Origin of the sequence: Leptolyngbya sp. CCNP1308 (assembly GCF_034932455.1) — a bacterium.
In the GTDB taxonomy this organism is placed as follows: domain Bacteria; phylum Cyanobacteriota; class Cyanobacteriia; order Phormidesmidales; family Phormidesmidaceae; genus Nodosilinea.
In genome coordinates this window covers 14,122-33,151 of the sequence record NZ_JAYGIH010000042.1, presented here as the reverse complement: position 1 = coordinate 33,151, position 19,030 = coordinate 14,122, and the positions used below count along the sequence as shown (strand labels likewise).

The 19,030-nt window shown below is 51.9% G+C and carries 19 protein-coding genes; 15 read left to right on the top strand and 4 right to left on the bottom strand.

The features are described 5' to 3' along the window. Positions 1 to 31 precede the first annotated feature (31 nt). The 6 genes from VB780_RS12850 to VB780_RS12825 all read left to right on the top strand — a co-directional run bounded on the left by VB780_RS12850 (position 32) and on the right by VB780_RS12825 (position 3,947). The gene (locus VB780_RS12850; protein ID WP_323351555.1) at positions 32 to 775 is read left to right on the top strand and encodes a response regulator transcription factor; all 744 of its coding nucleotides are present in this window, start codon (positions 32 to 34) and stop codon (positions 773 to 775) included. Continuing rightward, positions 762 to 1,781: a HAMP domain-containing sensor histidine kinase gene (locus VB780_RS12845; protein WP_323351554.1), complete on the top strand. Its 1,020-nt coding sequence runs from the start codon at positions 762 to 764 to the stop codon at positions 1,779 to 1,781. Before VB780_RS12850 ends, VB780_RS12845 begins: the two co-directional genes overlap by 14 nt. A gap of 81 nt (positions 1,782 to 1,862) precedes the next feature. Beyond that, a complete protein-coding gene (locus tag VB780_RS12840; protein WP_323351553.1) occupies positions 1,863 to 2,183 on the top strand; it encodes a hypothetical protein in 321 nt (106 codons plus the stop codon). A 33-nt stretch (positions 2,184 to 2,216) separates the two neighbouring features. After that, complete coding sequence (locus tag VB780_RS12835; protein WP_323351552.1) at positions 2,217 to 2,615, top strand: hypothetical protein; 399 nt, start codon at positions 2,217 to 2,219, stop codon at positions 2,613 to 2,615. Positions 2,616 to 2,763: 148 nt separating this feature from the next. Beyond that, entirely contained in the window at positions 2,764 to 3,231 is a 468-nt protein-coding gene (locus tag VB780_RS12830; protein ID WP_323351551.1) for a hypothetical protein, read from the top strand. A gap of 77 nt (positions 3,232 to 3,308) precedes the next feature. Then, positions 3,309 to 3,947, top strand: a complete 639-nt coding sequence (locus VB780_RS12825) for a hypothetical protein (RefSeq protein WP_323351550.1) — start codon at positions 3,309 to 3,311, stop codon at positions 3,945 to 3,947. 62 nt (positions 3,948 to 4,009) lie between these two features. Here VB780_RS12825 and VB780_RS12820 read toward each other — a convergent pair whose 3' ends face one another. After that, on the bottom strand, positions 4,010 to 4,228 hold the full coding sequence (locus VB780_RS12820) for a ribbon-helix-helix domain-containing protein (RefSeq protein ID WP_323351549.1): 219 nt from the start codon (positions 4,226 to 4,228) through the stop codon (positions 4,010 to 4,012). A gap of 283 nt (positions 4,229 to 4,511) precedes the next feature. Between VB780_RS12820 and VB780_RS12815 the strand changes: the two genes are divergently transcribed. The 6 genes from VB780_RS12815 to VB780_RS12790 all read left to right on the top strand — a co-directional run bounded on the left by VB780_RS12815 (position 4,512) and on the right by VB780_RS12790 (position 12,216). Then, the gene (locus VB780_RS12815) at positions 4,512 to 4,664 is read left to right on the top strand and encodes a hypothetical protein (RefSeq protein WP_323351548.1); all 153 of its coding nucleotides are present in this window, start codon (positions 4,512 to 4,514) and stop codon (positions 4,662 to 4,664) included. A gap of 169 nt (positions 4,665 to 4,833) precedes the next feature. Next, positions 4,834 to 6,981, top strand: coding sequence for a class I SAM-dependent DNA methyltransferase (locus VB780_RS12810; protein WP_323351547.1), 2,148 nt, complete (start codon positions 4,834 to 4,836; stop codon positions 6,979 to 6,981). Beyond that, complete coding sequence (locus VB780_RS12805; protein ID WP_323351546.1) at positions 6,978 to 9,080, top strand: GmrSD restriction endonuclease domain-containing protein; 2,103 nt, start codon at positions 6,978 to 6,980, stop codon at positions 9,078 to 9,080. The genes VB780_RS12810 and VB780_RS12805 overlap by 4 nt, the downstream gene beginning before the upstream one ends. Then, the gene (locus VB780_RS12800) at positions 9,077 to 10,507 is read left to right on the top strand and encodes a restriction endonuclease subunit S (RefSeq protein WP_323351545.1); all 1,431 of its coding nucleotides are present in this window, start codon (positions 9,077 to 9,079) and stop codon (positions 10,505 to 10,507) included. Before VB780_RS12805 ends, VB780_RS12800 begins: the two co-directional genes overlap by 4 nt. Beyond that, complete coding sequence (locus VB780_RS12795; protein WP_323351544.1) at positions 10,504 to 11,154, top strand: DUF4433 domain-containing protein; 651 nt, start codon at positions 10,504 to 10,506, stop codon at positions 11,152 to 11,154. The genes VB780_RS12800 and VB780_RS12795 overlap by 4 nt, the downstream gene beginning before the upstream one ends. 21 nt (positions 11,155 to 11,175) lie before the next feature. Next, on the top strand, positions 11,176 to 12,216 hold the full coding sequence (locus VB780_RS12790; protein WP_323351543.1) for a macro domain-containing protein: 1,041 nt from the start codon (positions 11,176 to 11,178) through the stop codon (positions 12,214 to 12,216). 112 nt (positions 12,217 to 12,328) lie between these two features. Here the strand turns inward: VB780_RS12790 and VB780_RS12785 are convergent, their stop codons facing one another. The 3 genes from VB780_RS12785 to VB780_RS12775 form a co-directional block, all read right to left on the bottom strand. Continuing rightward, a complete protein-coding gene (locus tag VB780_RS12785; protein ID WP_323351542.1) occupies positions 12,329 to 12,655 on the bottom strand; it encodes a hypothetical protein in 327 nt (108 codons plus the stop codon). 118 nt (positions 12,656 to 12,773) lie between these two features. Further along, a complete protein-coding gene (locus VB780_RS12780; RefSeq protein ID WP_323351541.1) occupies positions 12,774 to 13,364 on the bottom strand; it encodes a hypothetical protein in 591 nt (196 codons plus the stop codon). 657 nt (positions 13,365 to 14,021) lie between these two features. Beyond that, the gene (locus tag VB780_RS12775; RefSeq protein ID WP_323351540.1) at positions 14,022 to 15,107 is read right to left on the bottom strand and encodes an XRE family transcriptional regulator; all 1,086 of its coding nucleotides are present in this window, start codon (positions 15,105 to 15,107) and stop codon (positions 14,022 to 14,024) included. 67 nt (positions 15,108 to 15,174) lie between these two features. Between VB780_RS12775 and VB780_RS12770 the strand changes: the two genes are divergently transcribed. From VB780_RS12770 to VB780_RS12765, 3 genes are all read left to right on the top strand, one after another. Next, on the top strand, positions 15,175 to 15,411 hold the full coding sequence (locus tag VB780_RS12770; RefSeq protein ID WP_323351539.1) for a DUF2188 domain-containing protein: 237 nt from the start codon (positions 15,175 to 15,177) through the stop codon (positions 15,409 to 15,411). A gap of 46 nt (positions 15,412 to 15,457) precedes the next feature. Then, the gene (locus VB780_RS31420) at positions 15,458 to 15,670 is read left to right on the top strand and encodes a KTSC domain-containing protein (protein WP_416349230.1); all 213 of its coding nucleotides are present in this window, start codon (positions 15,458 to 15,460) and stop codon (positions 15,668 to 15,670) included. A 190-nt stretch (positions 15,671 to 15,860) separates the two neighbouring features. Next, positions 15,861 to 18,884 (top strand): type I restriction endonuclease subunit R, encoded by a 3,024-nt coding sequence (locus tag VB780_RS12765; protein ID WP_323351538.1) that lies wholly within the window; start codon positions 15,861 to 15,863, stop codon positions 18,882 to 18,884. Positions 18,885 to 19,030: the final 146 nt, after the last annotated feature.

Sequence of the window (19,030 nt, the reverse complement as noted above, 5' to 3'; positions counted from 1 at the left end):
GGGCTAGCCATTCCTTACTCTGACGATTGCCATGGCGGTTGTACTCATCATTGAAGATGACGCGGATGTGGCCGATACCATTCAGGCTTGTATTCAGGCGGCGGGCTACACCGGCTATCTGGCTGAGACGGGCGAACGGGGGCTGGAGCTTTGCAAGCAGCTCCAGCCCGATATCATCGTTCTGGATTTGATGCTGCCCGGTATGGATGGCATTGAAGTCTGTACTCATGTCCGACGGCTGGCGCTGAGGCGAGACCCCTATATCTTGATGCTGACGGCGCGACGGGAGCAGACCGATGAATTATTGGGTCGTGCCACCGGGGCCGATGACTATATGACTAAGCCCTTTAGCCCTGACATGTTAATCCTGCGGCTGCGGGGGCTGCTGCGGCGCGAGTTACGCCATGAAGAGCACGCGGTCGGGGCCGATACGGCGTTGATTCAGTATCAATATCTGCGGCTGCACCAGACCCATCGGCGGTGCAGCGTCCGGGCGTCGTTGAACAATGACTGGGTTGATGTGGTGCTCTCGGCGGTGGAGTTTGACTTGCTGGCAAAACTGGCCCGACAGCCGGGGCACGTTTACCTCAGGTCGCAGTTACTGGACGATATCTGGGGCCTCGATCACTCGGGGGATGAACACACTACGGTCGATTCTTGCGTTAAGCGATTGCGGAAGGAACTCCGCTCGAAACTGCGGGTGCCGGAGGGGGTGAACCCGTTGGTCAAAACTGTCAGAAGGGTGGGATACAAGTTTGAAGATGCCATCGATTAAGCAGGCCTGGCGCTCTGCGCCGTTGCAGATACAGCTGCTGACTTCCCACATTCTGACGTTGGGGTTGGGGGTGTTGATTGCGCTGAGCCTTACGGCGATCTATCCCTCGCTGGCGGAGGGGGGATTAGAAGTCGGTCTGGCGGTGATCACGATGGTCGTCTTTCTAAGTCTGTCGTCGGGAGAAATTGTCGTCAGGCCGCTCAAGGCGTTGCGGCAGGCAATAGCGGCGTTCATGGCGGGTGACCTGGAGGCGCGAGCCCCCCTGAGCGATGTGCCGGAGCTGCGGCGCTTAGCGGTTGACTTTAACCGCTTGGCGATGAGTCTACAGACGGTGGAGCAGCGGCGGCGACAGCGACTGGCCGTGCTGATGCATGAGCTCAACACGCCCCTGACGGTACTCAAGGGGGATTTGGAGTTGGCCCGCCAGGGGACTCGGCCATTGACGCCTGACCTGTTGGGCAAGCAGCTGCGGCAAATAGAGCGGGTGAACCGCCTGGCGGAGGCGATCTCGGACTATTCAAAGCGGATGGACGATTATCTGCCGACCCGCTGTCAGGTGTGTGCGCTGCCCGCCATCATCGGTGAGGTGGTGGAGCTGGTGTCGTCGCTGCCCGTGGCCCGTGGCCGGACGATATCGGTTCGATGTCCTGATGCCCTACCTTCGGTGTGGGCTGATCCTGACCAGGTCTATGAGGTTCTAGAAAACCTGCTGAAGAATGCGGTGCTGTACACGCCCCAAGGCAGCATTGCCGTCGAGGTTGAGGTGAAGCACAATTTCGTCTGGACGGCGGTTGTCGATACTGGCCTGGGGATTGCGGCGGCTGACCTCCAGGAGGTATTTAAGCCGCACCGGCGCTCTGAGGCGGCGCAGCGGTGCAACCCAGGTGGAAAAGGGTTGGGGCTGACGATTGTGAAAGATCTGGTGGAGTTGCAGGGGGGTGCCGTTGCCGTGGAAAGCCAGCTGGGAGAGGGGAGCCGGTTTTCGTTTTCGTTGCCAGTGGCTTAGCGCCTGGCAACGAAAGAACTTAATTAATTTCGGAACTGGCGAGTACTCTATGGGATGAAGCTAAGCGAGAGCACACGTCCCATGCCGATGGACCGCAAGCTTTACCCGCCTAACTGGGATGCGATCGCTACCGGGATTAAGGTCGAGGTCAACTGGTGCTGTGAGTTCTGCGGGCGGGCTTGCATTCGGCGGGTGCGGTGGCTAGGGCAAAACCCTGATGGCAGCTTGGGTGTGGAGCTTACTTTGCTCATCCGCGACGGCGGCGCTACCGTGCCTGGACAGCTCGACGGAATGCCGGGGGAGTTGACGAGCCGAGCGATTCTCAACAGCCGGGAGATTCAGGTTATTGAGCAGCGGATGGAGCTGGCGGCGGAGCAGCGGCAATATACCGAGTCTCGCTGATGGTTTAACTGGATTACGGCTGACCCCTTTCAATTGGTGCAGAACATCTTGGGCGGGGGTGATGTGGGACGCGATCGCCTGCAAGTGGCCGCGATCGAGGTAGAGGCCGCTAACCTAATTCGACGGCGGGAGGAGGTGGCCACCGCCCTGGCCCGAGAGGTGATCGACCAGGTGTTGGGGTACGAGCAGATGGGCCGACAGCTTGAGTTATTGGATTCGCAGATTGTTACCCAGCGGCACCGGCAGGCGGTAATGGAGGTGGGCTACCGCATGGGCGAGGGTACCACCGGCACCATGCTAACGGTGTGGCAGCAGACTGAAGATTTGGAGGCCCGTAGGGTGGAGATGGCGATCGCCCAGGGTCGGTTAGTAGCGGCTCTGGAGCAGTTGGTAGGAGCACCTGCTGACAAGCTTGAGGAGATCAGTGACTGACAAAAGGTGACTTTTGTCAAGAGTGTACTTGACCAATTCTTCTAAGTAAGGTTATCTTTTTTGATACGGGTGTTCTACCGCAGGGCTAGGTTTCCTGCATACGTTTTCTTGGTTACGTGTCGTGTCTTCTCTATAAGGGTACGAAGCAATGGCATTAAGCAAACGAACAGCAAAGGTAAAGCGCTCGTCTTGGAGAAACTGGGGGGATAATCCCATCATTGTTGCTTTAACAGTGGGTAGTGGCGTGGGCGGGCTCTTGGTTGGCATCCTGTCGATTTCAAGTCCGCAAGAGATGCGCCTTGCTCAAAGCATTCAAGGGGATTTTAATAATCAGATTGTGGGTAGTGGTAACGCAATTGGCAATGGGAACACCGTAGTTGGTAATCCTTATTCGCCATTTTCTGATGGAAACTATCCTTCGGCAAACATTGCAGGCAATGGCAATAATCAGCTTGTGGGTAGTGGTAACGCAATTGGCAATGGGAACACCGTAGTTGGTAATCCTTATTCGCCATTTTCTGATGGAAACCATCCTTCGGCAAATATTACAGGCAATGGCAATAATCAGATTGTGGGTAGTGGTAACGCAATTGGCAATGGGAGTTCGGTTAAGTAGCCCTTTTTCATGAATTAAATGCTTTTTTAATTCCCTTCAATAAACTTGAAGGGAATTATTTATTCCAGGAGCTGAAAATGAAAATAAATCGTTTAATTGCTGTTGTTTTGACAACGGCAATTGTTTCTGCGAGCAACCAAGATGGAGGCTATGCGCAAAATCCGTCTGTTGATATAGTTGGAGACTGTAATGTAGCGGTAATTGGAAATACCAATGTTGTTGAGGCAGTTACTTGTTATCTGAATACGGAGCTTCCTGAGGTTCCACGCCCTGTTTCTGACCCATCTAACCCTGTCTCGGTTATTCAAGGAGGGCAATGGTGGGCACAATATTATGATCAAGATTTTGGTGCCTTAAGGGGTTATGGCATGTTCCCAGGGCAGTTTCCAAACGACAGTAGCTTAGGTTATGTGTGGGGAAGAAATAGCCGACCACCGATGTTTCCTCAAGGAGCTGGTGTTCTATTTTCAGCAAAAATATATGGTCGGCGGAATTTTGATAATGGTGTTTACTGTTTTAGTGTTACTCAAAAGAGGGGTAATTACACTAAGGTGTTTGTCAATGATTCATTGGTTTTAAGCGATTGGTATCCTGAACCTGGAGGTTATCCAAAAAATTGTCTGAACTTTAGGAGAGGTGTGTACTCAATTAAGGTTGAGTATAAGAGCACAGGTGGTGGCGCTAAATTAGACGTCCGCTGGCGACGTCAGCGATAAATAGAGTATGCAGCTTCGTATTTCATGCTTAGCTTGCTCGGAAAAGTGTCTGGCCCCTTGGCTTAAGAAGTCTGCGTCAAAATCAGCGCCTTGACCTGCTTCTCTAGCTGGGCCACGCAGCGGCTCATCTTCTCCACGGCTTCGGGCTCAGTCTTGTCGAGGTAAGCAGCGATCGCATCCCGCACCAGCTCACTCTGACACTTCCCGGTCTCAGCCCCAATTTTGTCGAGTTGGTCCACATAGGACTGGGGCACCCGGCCCGCGACGAGAGCTAAACGCATCCTGATAACTCCGTTAACGTGGTTAACCCAAGCTGGGGAATGGCTGGGTTGCATTTTGTATTCCAAAACTGATTAATCGGGTTAACAGGGTTAACTCAGGCGGAGGCTAATATTCAGTGATTTGGCATTCTCAAAAAGAGAGGCAGATTCTCAATAAGGATGGCTGTTTTTGCGTAGATTCGCTGAAACCACTGATAAATCGATAAACTGTACTTGCTGAAATTACAAAAAGAGTAGGCCAGCATTTTCAGGGCTTGTTTGGATCCATTTCTAAAGTGTCCCCGTGCCGAAGCGCGATCGCCACGATCAGGCCGAAATTTGGTCGGCAGATCTCTTCGAGCAGGTGGTGGCGGAGCTGAGCCCGAAGATAAGGGCGCTCTTCTCGATCTGCTACTACACCGGCTGCCGGGTCAGCGAGATTCATACGCACCAATAAGCAGGGTTGAATACCTGCATCAAAGAACCCAGATTTGTACTCCCCTACCCTGAAAGAGTATTAAGACTGTCAGAAGAACTACCCGCTCAACGTCATGCCAGGGCATTCTGGCTGTACTAGAGCGATCGCTCTCGATGATTGACAACGGTTTTCAACCACAGAGATTTGAATGGAACAGGCCCAACTCAACTGGATCGCTAACTTTATTTGGGGCATAGCAGATGATGTCCTCCGCGATCTCTATGTTCGAGGCAAGTACCGCGATGTGATTCTCCCGATGACAGTGCTTCGCCGCCTGGATGCCGAACTGGAGGCGACCAAGCAGGCAGTGCTTGATATGAAAGCGAATCTAGATGCTGCCGAAATCGTCAATCAAGAGGTGGCGTTGCGACAGGCCGCAGGACAAGCTTTCTACAACACTTCCAAGTTCACCCTGCGAGATTTGCGCAATCGCGGCAGTCAGCAACAGCTCAAAGCTGATTTCGAGGATTATCTAGATGGATTCTCCTCCAACGTGCAGGATATTCTCGATAACTTCGAGTTCCGCAACCAGATTCCACGGCTCTCCAAAGCCGATGCATTGGGGACGCTGATTGAGAAGCTGCTCGACCCGGCTATCAACCTCAGCCCCAAGCCTGTGCTCAATGGCGACGGATCGGTGAAACATCCTGGGCTCGATAACCACGCCATGGGCACCATCTTCGAGGAGCTGGTACGCCGCTTCAACGAAGAGAACAACGAAGAAGCTGGAGAGCACTGGACACCACGGGATGCCGTGAAGCTGATGGCCCGGCTGATCTTTCTGCCCATTGCTGACCAGATTGAATCGGGCACCTACCTGCTCTACGACGGAGCTTGCGGCACAGGGGGAATGCTGACCGTTGCAGAAGAGACCCTCCAAGAGTTAGCGAAAGCCCACGACAAGCAGGTTTCTACCTATCTCTACGGGCAAGAGATTAACGCCGAGACCTATGCGATCGCTAAAGCCGACCTGCTGCTGAAAGGCGAAGGCGAAGCCGCCGACAATATCATCGGTGGCCCCGAGCATTCGACCTTGGCCAACGACGCCTTCCCAGCTCGTGAATTTGACTTCATGCTGTCCAATCCGCCCTATGGCAAGAGCTGGAAGGGTGATCTAGAGCGCATGGGTGGCAAAAGCGAGATGAAAGATCCTCGCTTCATGATCGAACATGCTGGGGATCCGGAGTACTCGCTGATTACCCGCTCAAGCGATGGCCAGATGATGTTTTTGGCGAACATGCTCGCCAAGATGAAGCATGGCACCGCCCTGGGTAGCCGTATTGCGGAAGTCCACAACGGCTCGTCGCTGTTTACCGGCGATGCAGGCCAGGGGGAGAGCAACATCCGTCGCTGGATTATTGAAAGCGACTGGTTAGAGGCGATCGTCGCCCTGCCGCTCAACATGTTCTACAACACGGGTATCGCTACTTACATCTGGGTCTTAAGCAACCGCAAGCCTGACCACCGTAGGGGCAAGGTGCAGTTAATTGACGCGACGAAGTGGTTTAGGCCGCTGCGCAAAAACCTGGGCAAAAAGAACTGCGAGTTGTCGGAGGAAGATATTCAAAAGGTCTGCGATACCTTTTTGGCTTTTGACGAGAGTGAAGAATCCAAGATCTTCCCCAATCAGGCCTTTGGGTACTGGAAGGTGACCGTAGAGCGTCCTCTACGGCTTCAGGTGACGTTAAATCCAGAAACCTGTACGGCGTTTCGTCGAGTCTGTACACCGCTCAAGGAAGAGCCTCTGGCGAACCTGGTGGATCAGGCCCATGAGGTATTAGGCGCGGGCTTGCACAACGACTACAACGAGTTTTTGGCAGCGCTAAAGAAGCTGGCCACCCAGAGCAATGTCAAGCTCACCGCCAAACGCGAGAAGCTCCTGCAAGCTGAACTGGCCCAAAAGGATGACGCCGCTCAGCCGGTAATTAAGAAGATCCACAAACCAGGCAAGGCCGAAGCCAACGTACTCTATGGTCGCTATGAGGCTGATGTAGATGGAAAAGCCTGCGTGGTGGAATACGAACCGGATACGGAACTGCGCGACACAGAGCAGGTGCCTTTGCTAGAGCCTGGTGGCATTGCGGCGTTCATTGAGCGGGAGGTGCTGCCCCACGCCGCCGATGCCTGGGTGGATGCGAGCAGTATCAAAATTGGTTATGAGGTGAGCTTTACGCGCTACTTCTACAAGCCCCAGCCGCTGCGCACCCTTGCCGATATCCGCGCCGATATTGTGGCTCTTGAGAACGAGAATAAGGGCTTACTAGAGGAAATTATTGGGGGCATTGGCCTGACATGAAGGCAACTGAAGCCAAGCTACTCGACTTTCTGAAGAAATCCACGCAATTCATCATTCCGATTTACCAGCGTACATACTCGTGGACTGAAAAAGAATGTCGCCAGCTCTGGGATGATGTCCTACGGGCGGGTCTCAATGACAATATCTCGGTACACTTCATCGGTTCGGTGGTGTACATCGAGAAAGGCCTCTTTCAGGTGATGAATCAGCCACCGCTGCTCGTCATTGATGGACAGCAGCGGCTCACTACCATAACGCTGCTGCTAGAGGCGCTGGCCCGGCAACTGGGCGATACTGAGCCGTTAGATGGGTTCTCAGCTATCAAGCTGCGTAGCTATTACTTGCTTAACCCGCTGGAGAGTGGCGATCGCCGATACAAATTGCTCTTGACCCAGACCGACAAAGACACCCTGCTAGCCCTGGTACAGCAAAAGGACTTACCCAAAGAGCAATCGCTGCGCGTGCGAGAGAACTTCGAGTTTTTCGAGAAGCAGATCATTGCCTACAAAGATGACCTTACTGTGCTCTGTAAGGGGTTGTCTAAGCTCGTGATCGTAGATGTGGCGCTTAACCGAGACCAAGATAACCCCCAGCTCATTTTTGAGAGCATGAACTCGACCGGGCGAGAGCTAAGCCAGGCCGACCTGATCCGCAATTTCATTCTCATGGGGCTGGAGCCTGACCACCAGACTCGGCTGTACGAAGACCACTGGCGACCGATGGAGGTGGAGTTTGGCCAGGAAGCTTACGGCAGCTACTTCGACAGCTTTATGCGCCACTACCTGACCGTGAAGACTGGCGAGATTCCCAATATCCGCGATGTCTATGAGGCGTTCAAAAACCATGTGCGGTCCGACGACAGCCATGCTGCCGGAGTTGATCAGCTCGTGGCCGATATCCATGCCTATGCCCGGTATTTTTGCGCCATGGCTTTGAGCAAGGAGACCGACAAGGACTTGGCCGAAGCCTTTCGGGATCTGCGGGAATTAAAGGTGGATGTAGCCTATCCATTTTTACTGGAGCTTTACCACGATTACCAAAACGACCTCCTGCCAATAGAGCACCTGCTAGAGGCGGTACGGCTGACAGAAGCCTACGTGTTTCGTCGGGCGGTGTGTGCCATCCCCACCAACTCGATGAACAAAACCTTTGCCACCTTTAGCCGTGCGTTCAAGAAGGATCGCTACCTGGAAAGCATCCAGGCTCATTTCATGTTGCTGCCATCCTATCGGCGATTCCCAAAGGACGAGGAGTTTAAGCGTGAGATCAAAGTACGCGACCTCTACAAGTTTCGTAGCCGATCCTACTGGCTGCGCCGTATGGAAAACCACGATCGCAAAGAGCGCGTGCTGGTCGATGAATTCACCATCGAGCACATCCTGCCGCAGAACGAGAACCTCTCACTGGCATGGCAGGAAGCTCTTGGCCCTGAATGGCAGCGCGTTCAACAGACCTGGCTGCATACGTTGGGCAACCTCACATTGACGGGCTACAACTCCGAATACAGCGATCGCCCCTTCCCTGAGAAGCGCGATATGGCAGGCGGATTTAAGGAAAGCCCAATTAAGCTCAATGCCAAGCTGGGGCAAGTCGAAATCTGGGATGAAGCCGCAATTGCCGTAAGGGCAGAGCGGTTGGCGGGTCAGGCCGTAGGCGTGTGGAAGGCCCCTGCTATTGCCCCCGACATGCTGGATGCCTACCGAGCCAAGCCCCAGAAAACGGATGGATATACCATCAATGACCACCCGTTCTTGATTGCCGCCTCAATGCGAGAGGTGTTTGAGGCATTTCGCGCCCAGGTACTCGCCCTCGACCCGGTGGTCAATGAGGAGTTTCTCAAGCTCTATGTGGCTTATAAGGCAGAGACCAACTTTGTTGATGTGGTGCCCCAGGCCAAGCGGCTGCGTCTGACGTTGAATATGCAGTTCCCGGAGGTCTATGACCCCAAGGGGCTGTGTAAAGATGTAACCAACCTGGGCCGGTGGGGCAATGGCGATGTGGAGATTGGTCTAGAGACGCTGGAGGAGTTGCCCTATGTTATGGGGCTAATTCGGCAGGCGTTTGAGAAACAGATGGGCAGTGGTGAGGGAACAGAATGATTGGTGAGTTGAAACCCTATTCGGCCTATAAGGATTCTGGGTTGCCGTGGTTGGGAGAAGTCCCAGAGCATTGGGAGGTTGTACCCCTTTCCTCGATTGCGAGACCTCGAAAGGTGACGAATGAAGAGCACCGTGATCTCTTATCTGTTTACCTCGGACGGGGAGTCATTCCATTCACATCGGTCGAGGAAAAACGCACCAACACGACTAGTGAGGACTTATCGAAGTACCAACTCGTCGAACCAGGTGACTTTGTCCTAAACAACCAACAGGCGTGGCGTGGTTCCGTTGGTGTGTCCAGATATACCGGTATCGTGAGCCCTGCTTATCTCGTATTAGCTCTCGACAAACGCCTTGATCGTGAGTTTGCCGACAAGCTGTTTTCCGACAGGGCAATGGTCGCTCAGTACCTGGTGTGTTCGAAGGGGGTGGGCTCTATTCAAAGGAATCTGTATTGGCTTCACCTTAAGCGAGCAGCAACCGTTATTCCTCCCCTACCCGAACAAACCCAAATTGCAACTTTTCTCGACTACGCCGATCGCCGCATCCGCCGCTACATTCGCAGTAAGCAAAAACTCATCAAGCTGCTCGAAGAACAAAAACAAATCATCATCAACCAAGCCGTTACCCGTGGCCTCGATCCCACCGTCCCTCTCAAGCCCTCCGGCATCGAATGGCTCGGCGACATTCCAGACCATTGGGAAGTATCAAGATTAAAATTTGAGGCATCACAAATTGTTGATTGCCTGCATGCAACACCCGAGTACGTTGATGATGGTATTTATCCTGCCATTCGAACAGCAGATATTGAACCAGGGAAGCTACGTCTCAAAACTGTGAGACGTGTAAATGAAGAACAATATCTTTTGTGGACATCAAGGATGACTCCAAGAGCAGGAGATATTCTATATAGTCGTGAAGGGGAGCGTTTTGGGATTGCTGCAATTGTGCCGGAAGGTGTCGAGTTGTGCATTTCGCAAAGAATGATGGCCTTTCGCATTCGTTCTTCTCAAGACAGTGAATTCATCATGTGGCAGCTCAACTGCCGCCATGTTTATGCTCAGGCATCAGGCGATATTATTGGCGCGACCTCCCCACATGTGAATGTAGAGAGAATTAAGAACTACGAGATAGTTCTACCTCCATTGAATGAACAAAAATGTATCGCTTCGGAAATCGAAAAGAGATGCAGCGATCTTGAAAAAGCGATTGCTTGTACACATGACGATATTTCTCTTCTTCGCGAATTCCGTACCCGCCTGATCGCCGATGTCGTTACCGGCAAACTCGACGTGCGCGAGGCCTCCGCCCACCTGCCCGCAGAGCTAGACGAGCCAGAGCCCCTTGAAGACGACCTCCCCAACCCAGAACTAGACTCCGACGCTGACAGCTACCTTGAAGCCACAGCCGAGGATGAAGCCGCATGACGGCAGTACCCGCCAATCCCAAGATTTACCACATCACCCATCTAGACAACCTCGCCTCCATAGCCGCGAGTGGCCAGTTGGTGTCCGATGCCATTCGCCTTGCTCAGAGCATGAATTGTTCAGTGGTTGGCATGCCTGAAATTAAGCACCGACGGCTCGAAGAGATCGAGGTCTCGATCTGTCCTGGCACCACAGTAGGGCAATATGTACCGTTCTACTTTTGTCCCCGCTCCGTCATGCTCTATATCCTGTACAAAGCGAACAACCCCGAACTGACCTACCGAGGCGGACAGCAGCCCATCGTTCACCTAGAAGCAAGCTTCGATGCGGTAGTTACATGGGCTGATGTTCAGCCTGTCCCCTGGGCTTTTACCGATGGCAATGCAGGAGCTCGTGTCACCCAGTTCTATGGACGACGCGCTGAGCTAGATCAGGTTAACTGGGCGGCTGTTGCCTCAACCGACTTTAGAGACCCGCGCATCAAAGAAGGTAAGCAGGCCGAGTTCCTAACGTTTGGTACATTTCCCTGGACTTTAGTCGAAAAAATAGGGACGATCAATAACGCAACAGCTGATAAAGTCAGGGCAGCTATTGCGGGCAACCCCCATCAGCCAGTTGTTCAGGTCGAGCGTAACTGGTACTTTTAACCTCTACCGACGAATAGAGTCATGATTGAACTAGCCCAAGGCGACATCCTTCAGGCCGACGCTGAAGCGTTAGTGAACACCGTCAACTGTGTCGGCGTCATGGGGCGTGGCATTGCCTTACAGTTCAAAAAAGCCTTTCCAGAGAACTACAAGGCCTACAAGGCTGCCTGTGATGCCAAATCGGTGCGCCCCGGCAAGATGTTCGTCCATAGCCTGAACCAACTGTATAACCCGCGTTACATCATCAACTTCCCTACCAAGCGTCATTGGCGGGGCAAAAGCCAGCTCGAAGATATCGAAAAAGGGCTAGCTGATTTAGTCGCAGTCATTCAAGAGAATCAGATTCGATCAGTTGCTATTCCCCCCCTAGGCTGTGGCCTCGGTGGTCTCGACTGGAATGATGTTCGTCCTCTTATTGACCAAGCATTTGAAGGTTTGCCAGAGGTGAATGTGCTTGTCTTTGAGCCCACCGGGGCACCTGATGCAGCCGCTATGGTGAAAACAGCCGAGGCTCCTGATATGACCCCAGGACGAGCCGCCTTACTAGGGCTGATGCGTCGCTATCAGGCCGCAGTTATGGATCCAACTATCACCCTGCTAGAGATCCACAAGCTCATGTACTTCATGCAAGAAGCCGGGGAACCCCTGAGACTTCAGTATGAAAAAGCGCCCTATGGCCCCTACGCCGAAAACCTGCGCCACGTACTCAACCACATCGAAGGCCATTTCATTAGCGGTTACGGCGACGCCGAAGATCGCCCCGATGTACCGGTAGAACTCAAGCCCCATGCCGCTGAGGTAGCTGAGGCATTCCTGCTGGGGCAGGCCGACACCCACCAGCATTTTGACCGGGTAGCCGAGTTGATCAAAGGCTTTGAAACTCCCTACGGCATGGAATTGCTGTCCACCGTTCACTGGGTCACCACACACGAACGGGCCACCACTCCTGAGGCAGCGGTAAAAAAAGTCCACGCCTGGAATACCCGCAAGCAGCAAATGTTCCCCCCGCGCCACATCGAGCTGGCTCAAAAGCGCCTGCGGGAAACTGGCTGGGTAGCTTAGTTATACCTTAGCGCTTTCATAATAAAGGTCATTCTTCTCTAGCATCACCTAGCAAAAAAACTGGATAATGTTAGAGAATAACTTCTAGGTAGCACCATCATCCCAACAGAGGCTAGGGTGTTTTCTTTTCAAAAAATGAAGCATAAGTGCCTTCACCTTTACCAGCAAGGATAGGGTCACCTCTGACTACCCCGCGACTATAGGTACACACTTTATAACATTGAGAACTATCAAAAATAGCCACCACGACCTCGTCACCAGTTCTAAAATAAGCAGGGAGTTTTTCCCCTACTTCACACTCCATATTCATGCCATTGTGACGCCACTGAAGTTTTCTCACTCTTCTTTCATTGATGGGTGCTTCGACAAACTCTGCTACTGCACGATAGACTTTTTCAGCCTCTTCAGGGTTCTGAGCTGTGGGGACAAAAAAACTCACCGTATATTCCTTAGATAATTCTAAAATATACTTTCTCTTTTAGAAGTATTGCTCGGGAAGACCTATATAAACTGTGTATGCGTGATGTATGCACATCTGTTGGGTCTGAAGCTCGTTATTAGTAAGGTGCTTGCGCCTCGATTTCAACGGCGATCGCCTTAAGGTCATTAACGATTCTCTGGAATCGGTCTTGAACTTTGATCCAACTCCCAGCTGAGCCGATCCGTCTCTGTCTAATTGCACTCAAGCATGCTTTTTTCGATTTCGAACTATCATGTGCCGCAAAGTTCCTTAGGGTCGAAAGCTTGTCGAGGCTGTCCTTATATTCTGATTTCGTGAGTATAGATACTAGGGAGTGGTCGATTGGAACGTACGATTTAAGAGTTCTTATAAGACCGTCCCTTCCTTTAAAGTCAAAGTAGCCGTCTCCAATGACGAGATATTTACAGACTTCATCAGTCAAGTGCTTAGGGAAATCAAAGCCAGTCTTGTTTGAGAGCACTGTAGTGTCGTTGTTAATTGCACCTACAAGTGCGTCGAGCATCATAATCTCAAATTCGCGATAAAGTCTGATGACAGCATGCTCATATACCCAAGAAGTGAATTCTTTGGAGAGTCCAGGCTTTACAGTGTCGATAAATTCAATAATCTCATCAGCGTTATCTTGGAAAAGTTTGGCAGTCCGTTTTATGCTTTTCTTTCGTGACATCTACGGAATTAGAACTTCTAGGGGGAATAAGACTAATCAGACTATTAGATTTAATTTGGGTTGATAAACCTTCATTCTACCGCATCTCCCAAATAGTTTACCCTTCACAGTCTCTGCATACCCCCTCGCTCATTTCTTTTTATTAAATAGGTGTCATTTGCGTAAAACTCATGGGTCAACATCCCATCAGTTGCCTTAGTTTGTTAACCTCTTGTTGGGGTAACCGTCTGTCCCTTTCGCTCAGTGCGCCTAGCCATTCACATAAGCTTGCAGACGGGACTAACCCTTTGTCATAGGCTGACCTGACGATCCACAATGTACCGTGAACTAAAACCTTCTGCTGTTGGCAGCATTGCCTCAGGGTTTTTTCATTCGTCAATAGCGATCGTTGAAACGTCTTGGCATAGTAAAGGCAGAGCCCGTCCTGAAAGCTCAATGCCCTGGTTTGATAGGGGCTGGCCAAGGCAGGCCACTCTTGTGGCACAGTGATAACTTGGATTCCTGCTTGGCAGATATCATCTACCAGAGTTGGTTGACGTGAATGCTTGCACTCTTCCAAAACCACATCGAGAACCTCTACTTCACTAAGTTGGGTTAGCACCTGCAAGCCAGTGACATACCCTAAGTCAATCAGAACGTTGGCATCAGAAAGCAAAATCAATCTGCCATTTCCTCCAGCCAATCGTTCAGGGATTCACGAACTTCAGGTAGAGGTTTGCCCAAAATTTCAGCCGCTCTGGATATCGTGATCTCTTCTTTCAGCAAGGCTAGAAATACAATACGCTCTAGTCGCGTGAGATGTTGGATGGGCGGTAGTTCGATCCCCTCTTTGTCAGCACCGTATTTTTTGTTGAGCTGTCCGATTTGCTGCCCTTTCTGCTTCTGAGAAATCAACCCCGCTTGAGCTGCTCGGTACAGTACGGTTCTCATGCTGACCCCATAGCGCCGCTTCATGTCTGCCAATAGTGGTTCTGGTAGCCACCGATTGCGATAGCCATATAGTTCCCGGCGAATTACCTCCTCTGGCAACAGCACTGCCCCAGCAAAATGGTTGGCAACCTTTTCGCGAGGGTCTAGGCGGGTCGCCTTTTCGTTAGGGCGTCGATACTCCTGACGGTGAAAAATCAAATGGGCTAGCTCATGGAGGCCCGTAAAAAACTTTCGTTCAGTAGGGTGGCTAGCGTTGATAAAAATGGATGCTCCTGAGGTTTCGGTATACCCAGAAAAGCCCGAAATCTCCTCGGGTAGGGGATGAAGAATAACCTTCAGTCCCTTAGCTTCGAGCAAAGCAACCGCATCCCCTAAAGGGCATCCTTCCCCCATACCTAGCCAATCGCGAATTTCTCGCGCCACTACTTCTACCACATGGGCATCGTAGCCTTCTAAAGGGCGCATTTCCGGCAGGGTCGGCACTTCACCCGCCAAGTGCTCTACAAAGGTGTAGTCATCTGCCTTTCGCGATAGCGCTGCCTTGAGCTGAGGCGTTAGAGCTTGAGGCTCGTCCGCTCGGAACATTAGCCCCCTGTCGTCAGGCGCTGATGTGTCATGGGCAGTGGGAATGAGTAACTCAACCGCTACACCCAGAGCTTGCGCCAGTTGGGTGAGCTGAACTACCGAAGGTTCGCGATCGCCCTTCTCCCAGGCCGCAATGGTTTGTCGAGTCACCCCCACCGCTTGGCCTAGATCCGCCTGGGGCAACCCCGCCTGCTCGCGATAGATTCGGATCAAATTAACATTTGTCATATCCCATTTGGGAAGATTATACTTATGATGTTATACAAATCTAACATTAAACGAGGCAGGTTCATAGATGGCTACACCACAAAAAGGCAAAAATCAGCACATCGTGCCCCATCCCGATGGTTGGGCTGTTAAGGCTGAAGGAGCTGATCGGGCAACACGAGTCACGCGCACCCAGCAGGAGGCTATGGATATCGGTCGAGAAATTGCCAAAAACCAGGGCTCAGAGCGCATCGTACACGGTCAGGACGGCAAAATCCGGCAAAAAGACAGCTATGGGAACGACCCTCATCCTCCTAAGGGGTAATCAACAAGCCTTGAGATCTCGTCCTTAATTCCTGGAGAAAGTCACAATGGTTAGACAGTCTGTAGTTTCGAGCAATCTCAGTAGCGTCGGCTACGATCCTGCGACAGCCACCTTAGAAATTGCTTTTCATAACGGAGGCATTTACCAATACTTCAATATTCCCTCCTCAGTTCATGCTGGCTTGCTGACTGCACCCTCAAAAGGAAGCTATCTGCATCGCTTCATCAGAGGGAAGTACCGCTACCGCAAAGTTGCCTGAGCCCAGAGATGTAGAACACTTTCGTTAGCTGGCTGTCACTGTGTAGTTAACACCAGCTAATGAAGGTTGTTCGCGCAGTGAACTCGTGAGCAACCTTCACACAAAATAAATAACCCAGAGCCTGATTTTGGGTACGTTGCTATCGTTAGGGCATGACCATTGATGCCAGCCGCAGTGCCTTGGATCAGCTATGAAGACAGATACCAGCGAGAAAGGACTAGAGTCCTTGATCGTCAACGCGATGACCTGCCAGCCTCAAGCTAATTATTCGGGCGGCACCGTCAGTGATGGCTCCGGCTCTTATGGCCAATGCTGGATTCAAGGTCATTCTACCGAGTACGACCAAGACTATGCCATTGACCTGGCCCAGCTCACGGCTTTTCTGAAGGCCACTCAGCCAGAGCTAATAGAAACCTTTGATCTCGAAAACGCCAGCCCGATCCGACACAAATTCCTTTCCCGCTTACAGGGCGAGATCACCCGACGAGGCACGATCGACGTGCTACGCAAGGGGGCAGACCACGGGCCGCATCACATCGACCTCTTTTACGGCACCCCGTCTTTGGGCAATCTCAAAGCCGCTGAGCGCTATGCTCAAAATCGGTTTAGCGTCACCCGGCAGCTCCACTACAGCCGCGATGAAACCAAGCTCTCCCTTGATTTGTGTTTGTTCATCAATGGGCTACCCATCGCCACCTTTGAGCTAAAGAACAACCTCACCAAGCAAACCGTAGAGGATGCCGTTGAGCAGTATCGGCGCGATCGCGACCTCCGAGAACTACTGTTTCAGTTTGGCCGCTGCGTGGTTCACTTTGCTGTGGATGATCAGGAAGCGCGATTTTGCACCCACCTTCAGGGCAAAAGCTCCTGGTTTTTACCTTTCAATCAAGGTTACAACGACGGGGCCGGAAACCCTCCAAACCCCGACGGCATTAAGACCGACTACCTCTGGAAGCAGATGTTGGCTCCCCGCAGCCTCACCAACATCCTAGAGAACTTTGCCCAAATCGTCGAAGAGAAAAACGAAAAGACTGGCAAGAAGAAAAAGAAGCAGGTGTTTCCCCGTTACCACCAACTCGACGTGGTGCGTAAGCTGCTGAACCATACTAATCACCAGGGATCTGGCCACCGCTATCTAATTCAGCACTCCGCAGGCAGCGGTAAATCTAACTCGATTGCCTGGCTAGCCCACCAGCTTCTTGGCCTTGAACATGATGGGCAGCCCGTATTCCATTCCATTCTGGTGATCACCGATCGCCGCCTGCTCGACAAACAAATTCGCGACACCATCAAACAATTCGTACAGGTTGGCTCAACGGTAGGAGCAGTGACCGAGGGCTCCAAACAGCTTAGGGAGTTTATCGAAAGCGGCAAACGCATCATTATCTCGACCGTTCAAAAGTTTCCCTTCATCCTCGATGAGATTGGAGCCGACCATCGAGGGCGAAGCTTTGCCATCATCATCGACGAAGCCCATTCCAGTCAGGGGGGGCGTACCTCTGCGGCGATGGCGATGGCCCTGTCAGAGTCTGGGGCCGCAGAGGACGAGGAAACCCCGGAAGATCGTATCAACCGCATCATGGAATCGCGGAAGTTGCTGCCCAACGCCAGCTACTTTGCGTTTACGGCAACACCAAAAAACAAAACCCTGGAACTGTTTGGTGTGCCCTACCCAAGCGAGGGCAAAACCAAGCATCGGCCCTTTCACAGCTACACCATGAAGCAAGCTGTACAGGAAGGCTTTATTCTCGACGTGCTGAAGTACTACACGCCGGTTAACAGCTACTACAAGCTAATCAAAACCATTGAGAATGACCCTGAGTTCGATACCAAGCGCGCAAAAAAGAAGCTGCGTAAGTATGTGGAGGGTAAGGAGCACGCCATTCGGTTGAAGGCAGAAATCATGGTTGATCATTTTCATGAGCAGGTGATCGCCCTCAACAAAATCGGTGGCCAAGCACGGGCCATGGTGGTGACCAATGGCATCGAGAGAGCCATCCAGTACTTCCATGCCTTTCAGCGCTATCTAAAGGAGCGAAAAAGCCCCTATCAGGCGATCGTGGCCTTCTCTGGCGAGCCTGAATATGGCGGCATCAAGGTGACAGAGGCATCGCTCAATGGCTTCCCCAGCAGCCAAATCCCCGACAAGATTCAGGAGGATCCCTACCGCTTCTTGATCTGTGCCGACAAATATCAAACTGGCTACGACGAGCCATTGCTCCACACCATGTACGTCGATAAGCTGCTCTCCGGCATCAAGGCCGTACAAACCCTCTCACGACTCAACCGTGCCCACCCCAAGAAGCACGATGTGTTTGTACTCGACTTCATGAACGACGTAGATACCATTCAGGCGTCCTTTGCTGATTTTTACCGTACAACTGTCCTGAGTGATGAGACCGACCCAAACAAGCTCCACGATCTAAAAGCTACGCTCGATAGCTATCAGGTTTATGCGTCTAAAGAGATTACAGGACTCGCTCATCTTTACCTGGGCGGAGCTGATCGCGACCAACTCGACCCCATTCTCGATGCCTGTGTCGCTGTCTATAACGAAAGCTTAGATGAAGATGGCCAGGTGGATTTCAAGGGAAAGGCCAAGGCCTTTTGTCGCACCTACGGCTTCTTAGCCTCGATTCTGCCCTACACCAATGCTGACTGGGAAAAGCTGTCCATATTCCTCACATTTCTTGTCCCCAAGCTCCCCGCTCCCAAGGAAGAAGACCTATCGAGGGGAATCCTTGAGGCAATCGATATGGACAGCTATCGCAGCGAGAAACAGGCTACTATCCGCATCCAGCTTCCTGATGCTGAAGCTGAAATAGAGCCGGTTCCGGTCTCTGGTGGTGGGTTTAAGGCAGAGCCAGAACTAGATCGCCTCTCTAACATCCTTCAGGTCTTTAACGACCAGTTTGGTAATGTTTCGTGGACTGATCGCGATCGTGTCCACAAACTCATTACCGAAGAAATCCCTGCCAAGGTAGCCGCAGATCCCGCCTTCCAAAATGCCAAGAAAAACTCGGACGAACAAAATGCCCGTATTGAGCACGAGAAGGTGCTACGGCGAGTAATTATTGATGCAATGAAGGATGACACGCAGCTATTTAAGCAATTCAGCGACAATGACTCATTTCGCAAATGGCTAACCGAGACGATTTTCACGATGAACTACCGCGATCAGTTGCCAGGCAGCAGAGAGGGCTTGGCTAGCTAAATAGGCCCTAAAGTAGCAAAGCTTCAGTTTGGGGCAGTTTAGTTCCTTTGTATTAAATGGATAGCTGCACCACAGGCAACCCTTCAATGAAAGAATGAGAGTTTCAGCCTCTGAAAACGACAAATATAGGCAGTGTACTACTCAGT

Bases quoted from the DNA above. Each gene is read 5' to 3' on its own strand.
- VB780_RS12770 (WP_323351539.1), top strand. From the start codon at position 15,175: ATGGCTACACCACAAAAAGGCAAAAATCAGCACATCGTGCCCCATCCC.
- VB780_RS12840 (WP_323351553.1), top strand. From the start codon at position 1,863: ATGCCGATGGACCGCAAGCTTTACCCGCCTAACTGGGATGCGATCGCT.
- VB780_RS12845 (WP_323351554.1), top strand. From the start codon at position 762: ATGCCATCGATTAAGCAGGCCTGGCGCTCTGCGCCGTTGCAGATACAG.
- VB780_RS12775 (WP_323351540.1), bottom strand. From the start codon at position 15,107: ATGACAAATGTTAATTTGATCCGAATCTATCGCGAGCAGGCGGGGTTG.
- VB780_RS12850 (WP_323351555.1), top strand. From the start codon at position 32: ATGGCGGTTGTACTCATCATTGAAGATGACGCGGATGTGGCCGATACC.
- VB780_RS31420 (WP_416349230.1), top strand. From the start codon at position 15,458: ATGGTTAGACAGTCTGTAGTTTCGAGCAATCTCAGTAGCGTCGGCTAC.
- VB780_RS12820 (WP_323351549.1), bottom strand. From the start codon at position 4,228: ATGCGTTTAGCTCTCGTCGCGGGCCGGGTGCCCCAGTCCTATGTGGAC.
- VB780_RS12825 (WP_323351550.1), top strand. From the start codon at position 3,309: ATGAAAATAAATCGTTTAATTGCTGTTGTTTTGACAACGGCAATTGTT.
- VB780_RS12810 (WP_323351547.1), top strand. From the start codon at position 4,834: ATGGAACAGGCCCAACTCAACTGGATCGCTAACTTTATTTGGGGCATA.
- VB780_RS12800 (WP_323351545.1), top strand. From the start codon at position 9,077: ATGATTGGTGAGTTGAAACCCTATTCGGCCTATAAGGATTCTGGGTTG.
- VB780_RS12830 (WP_323351551.1), top strand. From the start codon at position 2,764: ATGGCATTAAGCAAACGAACAGCAAAGGTAAAGCGCTCGTCTTGGAGA.
- VB780_RS12805 (WP_323351546.1), top strand. From the start codon at position 6,978: ATGAAGGCAACTGAAGCCAAGCTACTCGACTTTCTGAAGAAATCCACG.
- VB780_RS12790 (WP_323351543.1), top strand. From the start codon at position 11,176: ATGATTGAACTAGCCCAAGGCGACATCCTTCAGGCCGACGCTGAAGCG.
- VB780_RS12765 (WP_323351538.1), top strand. From the start codon at position 15,861: ATGAAGACAGATACCAGCGAGAAAGGACTAGAGTCCTTGATCGTCAAC.
- VB780_RS12795 (WP_323351544.1), top strand. From the start codon at position 10,504: ATGACGGCAGTACCCGCCAATCCCAAGATTTACCACATCACCCATCTA.
- VB780_RS12780 (WP_323351541.1), bottom strand. From the start codon at position 13,364: ATGTCACGAAAGAAAAGCATAAAACGGACTGCCAAACTTTTCCAAGAT.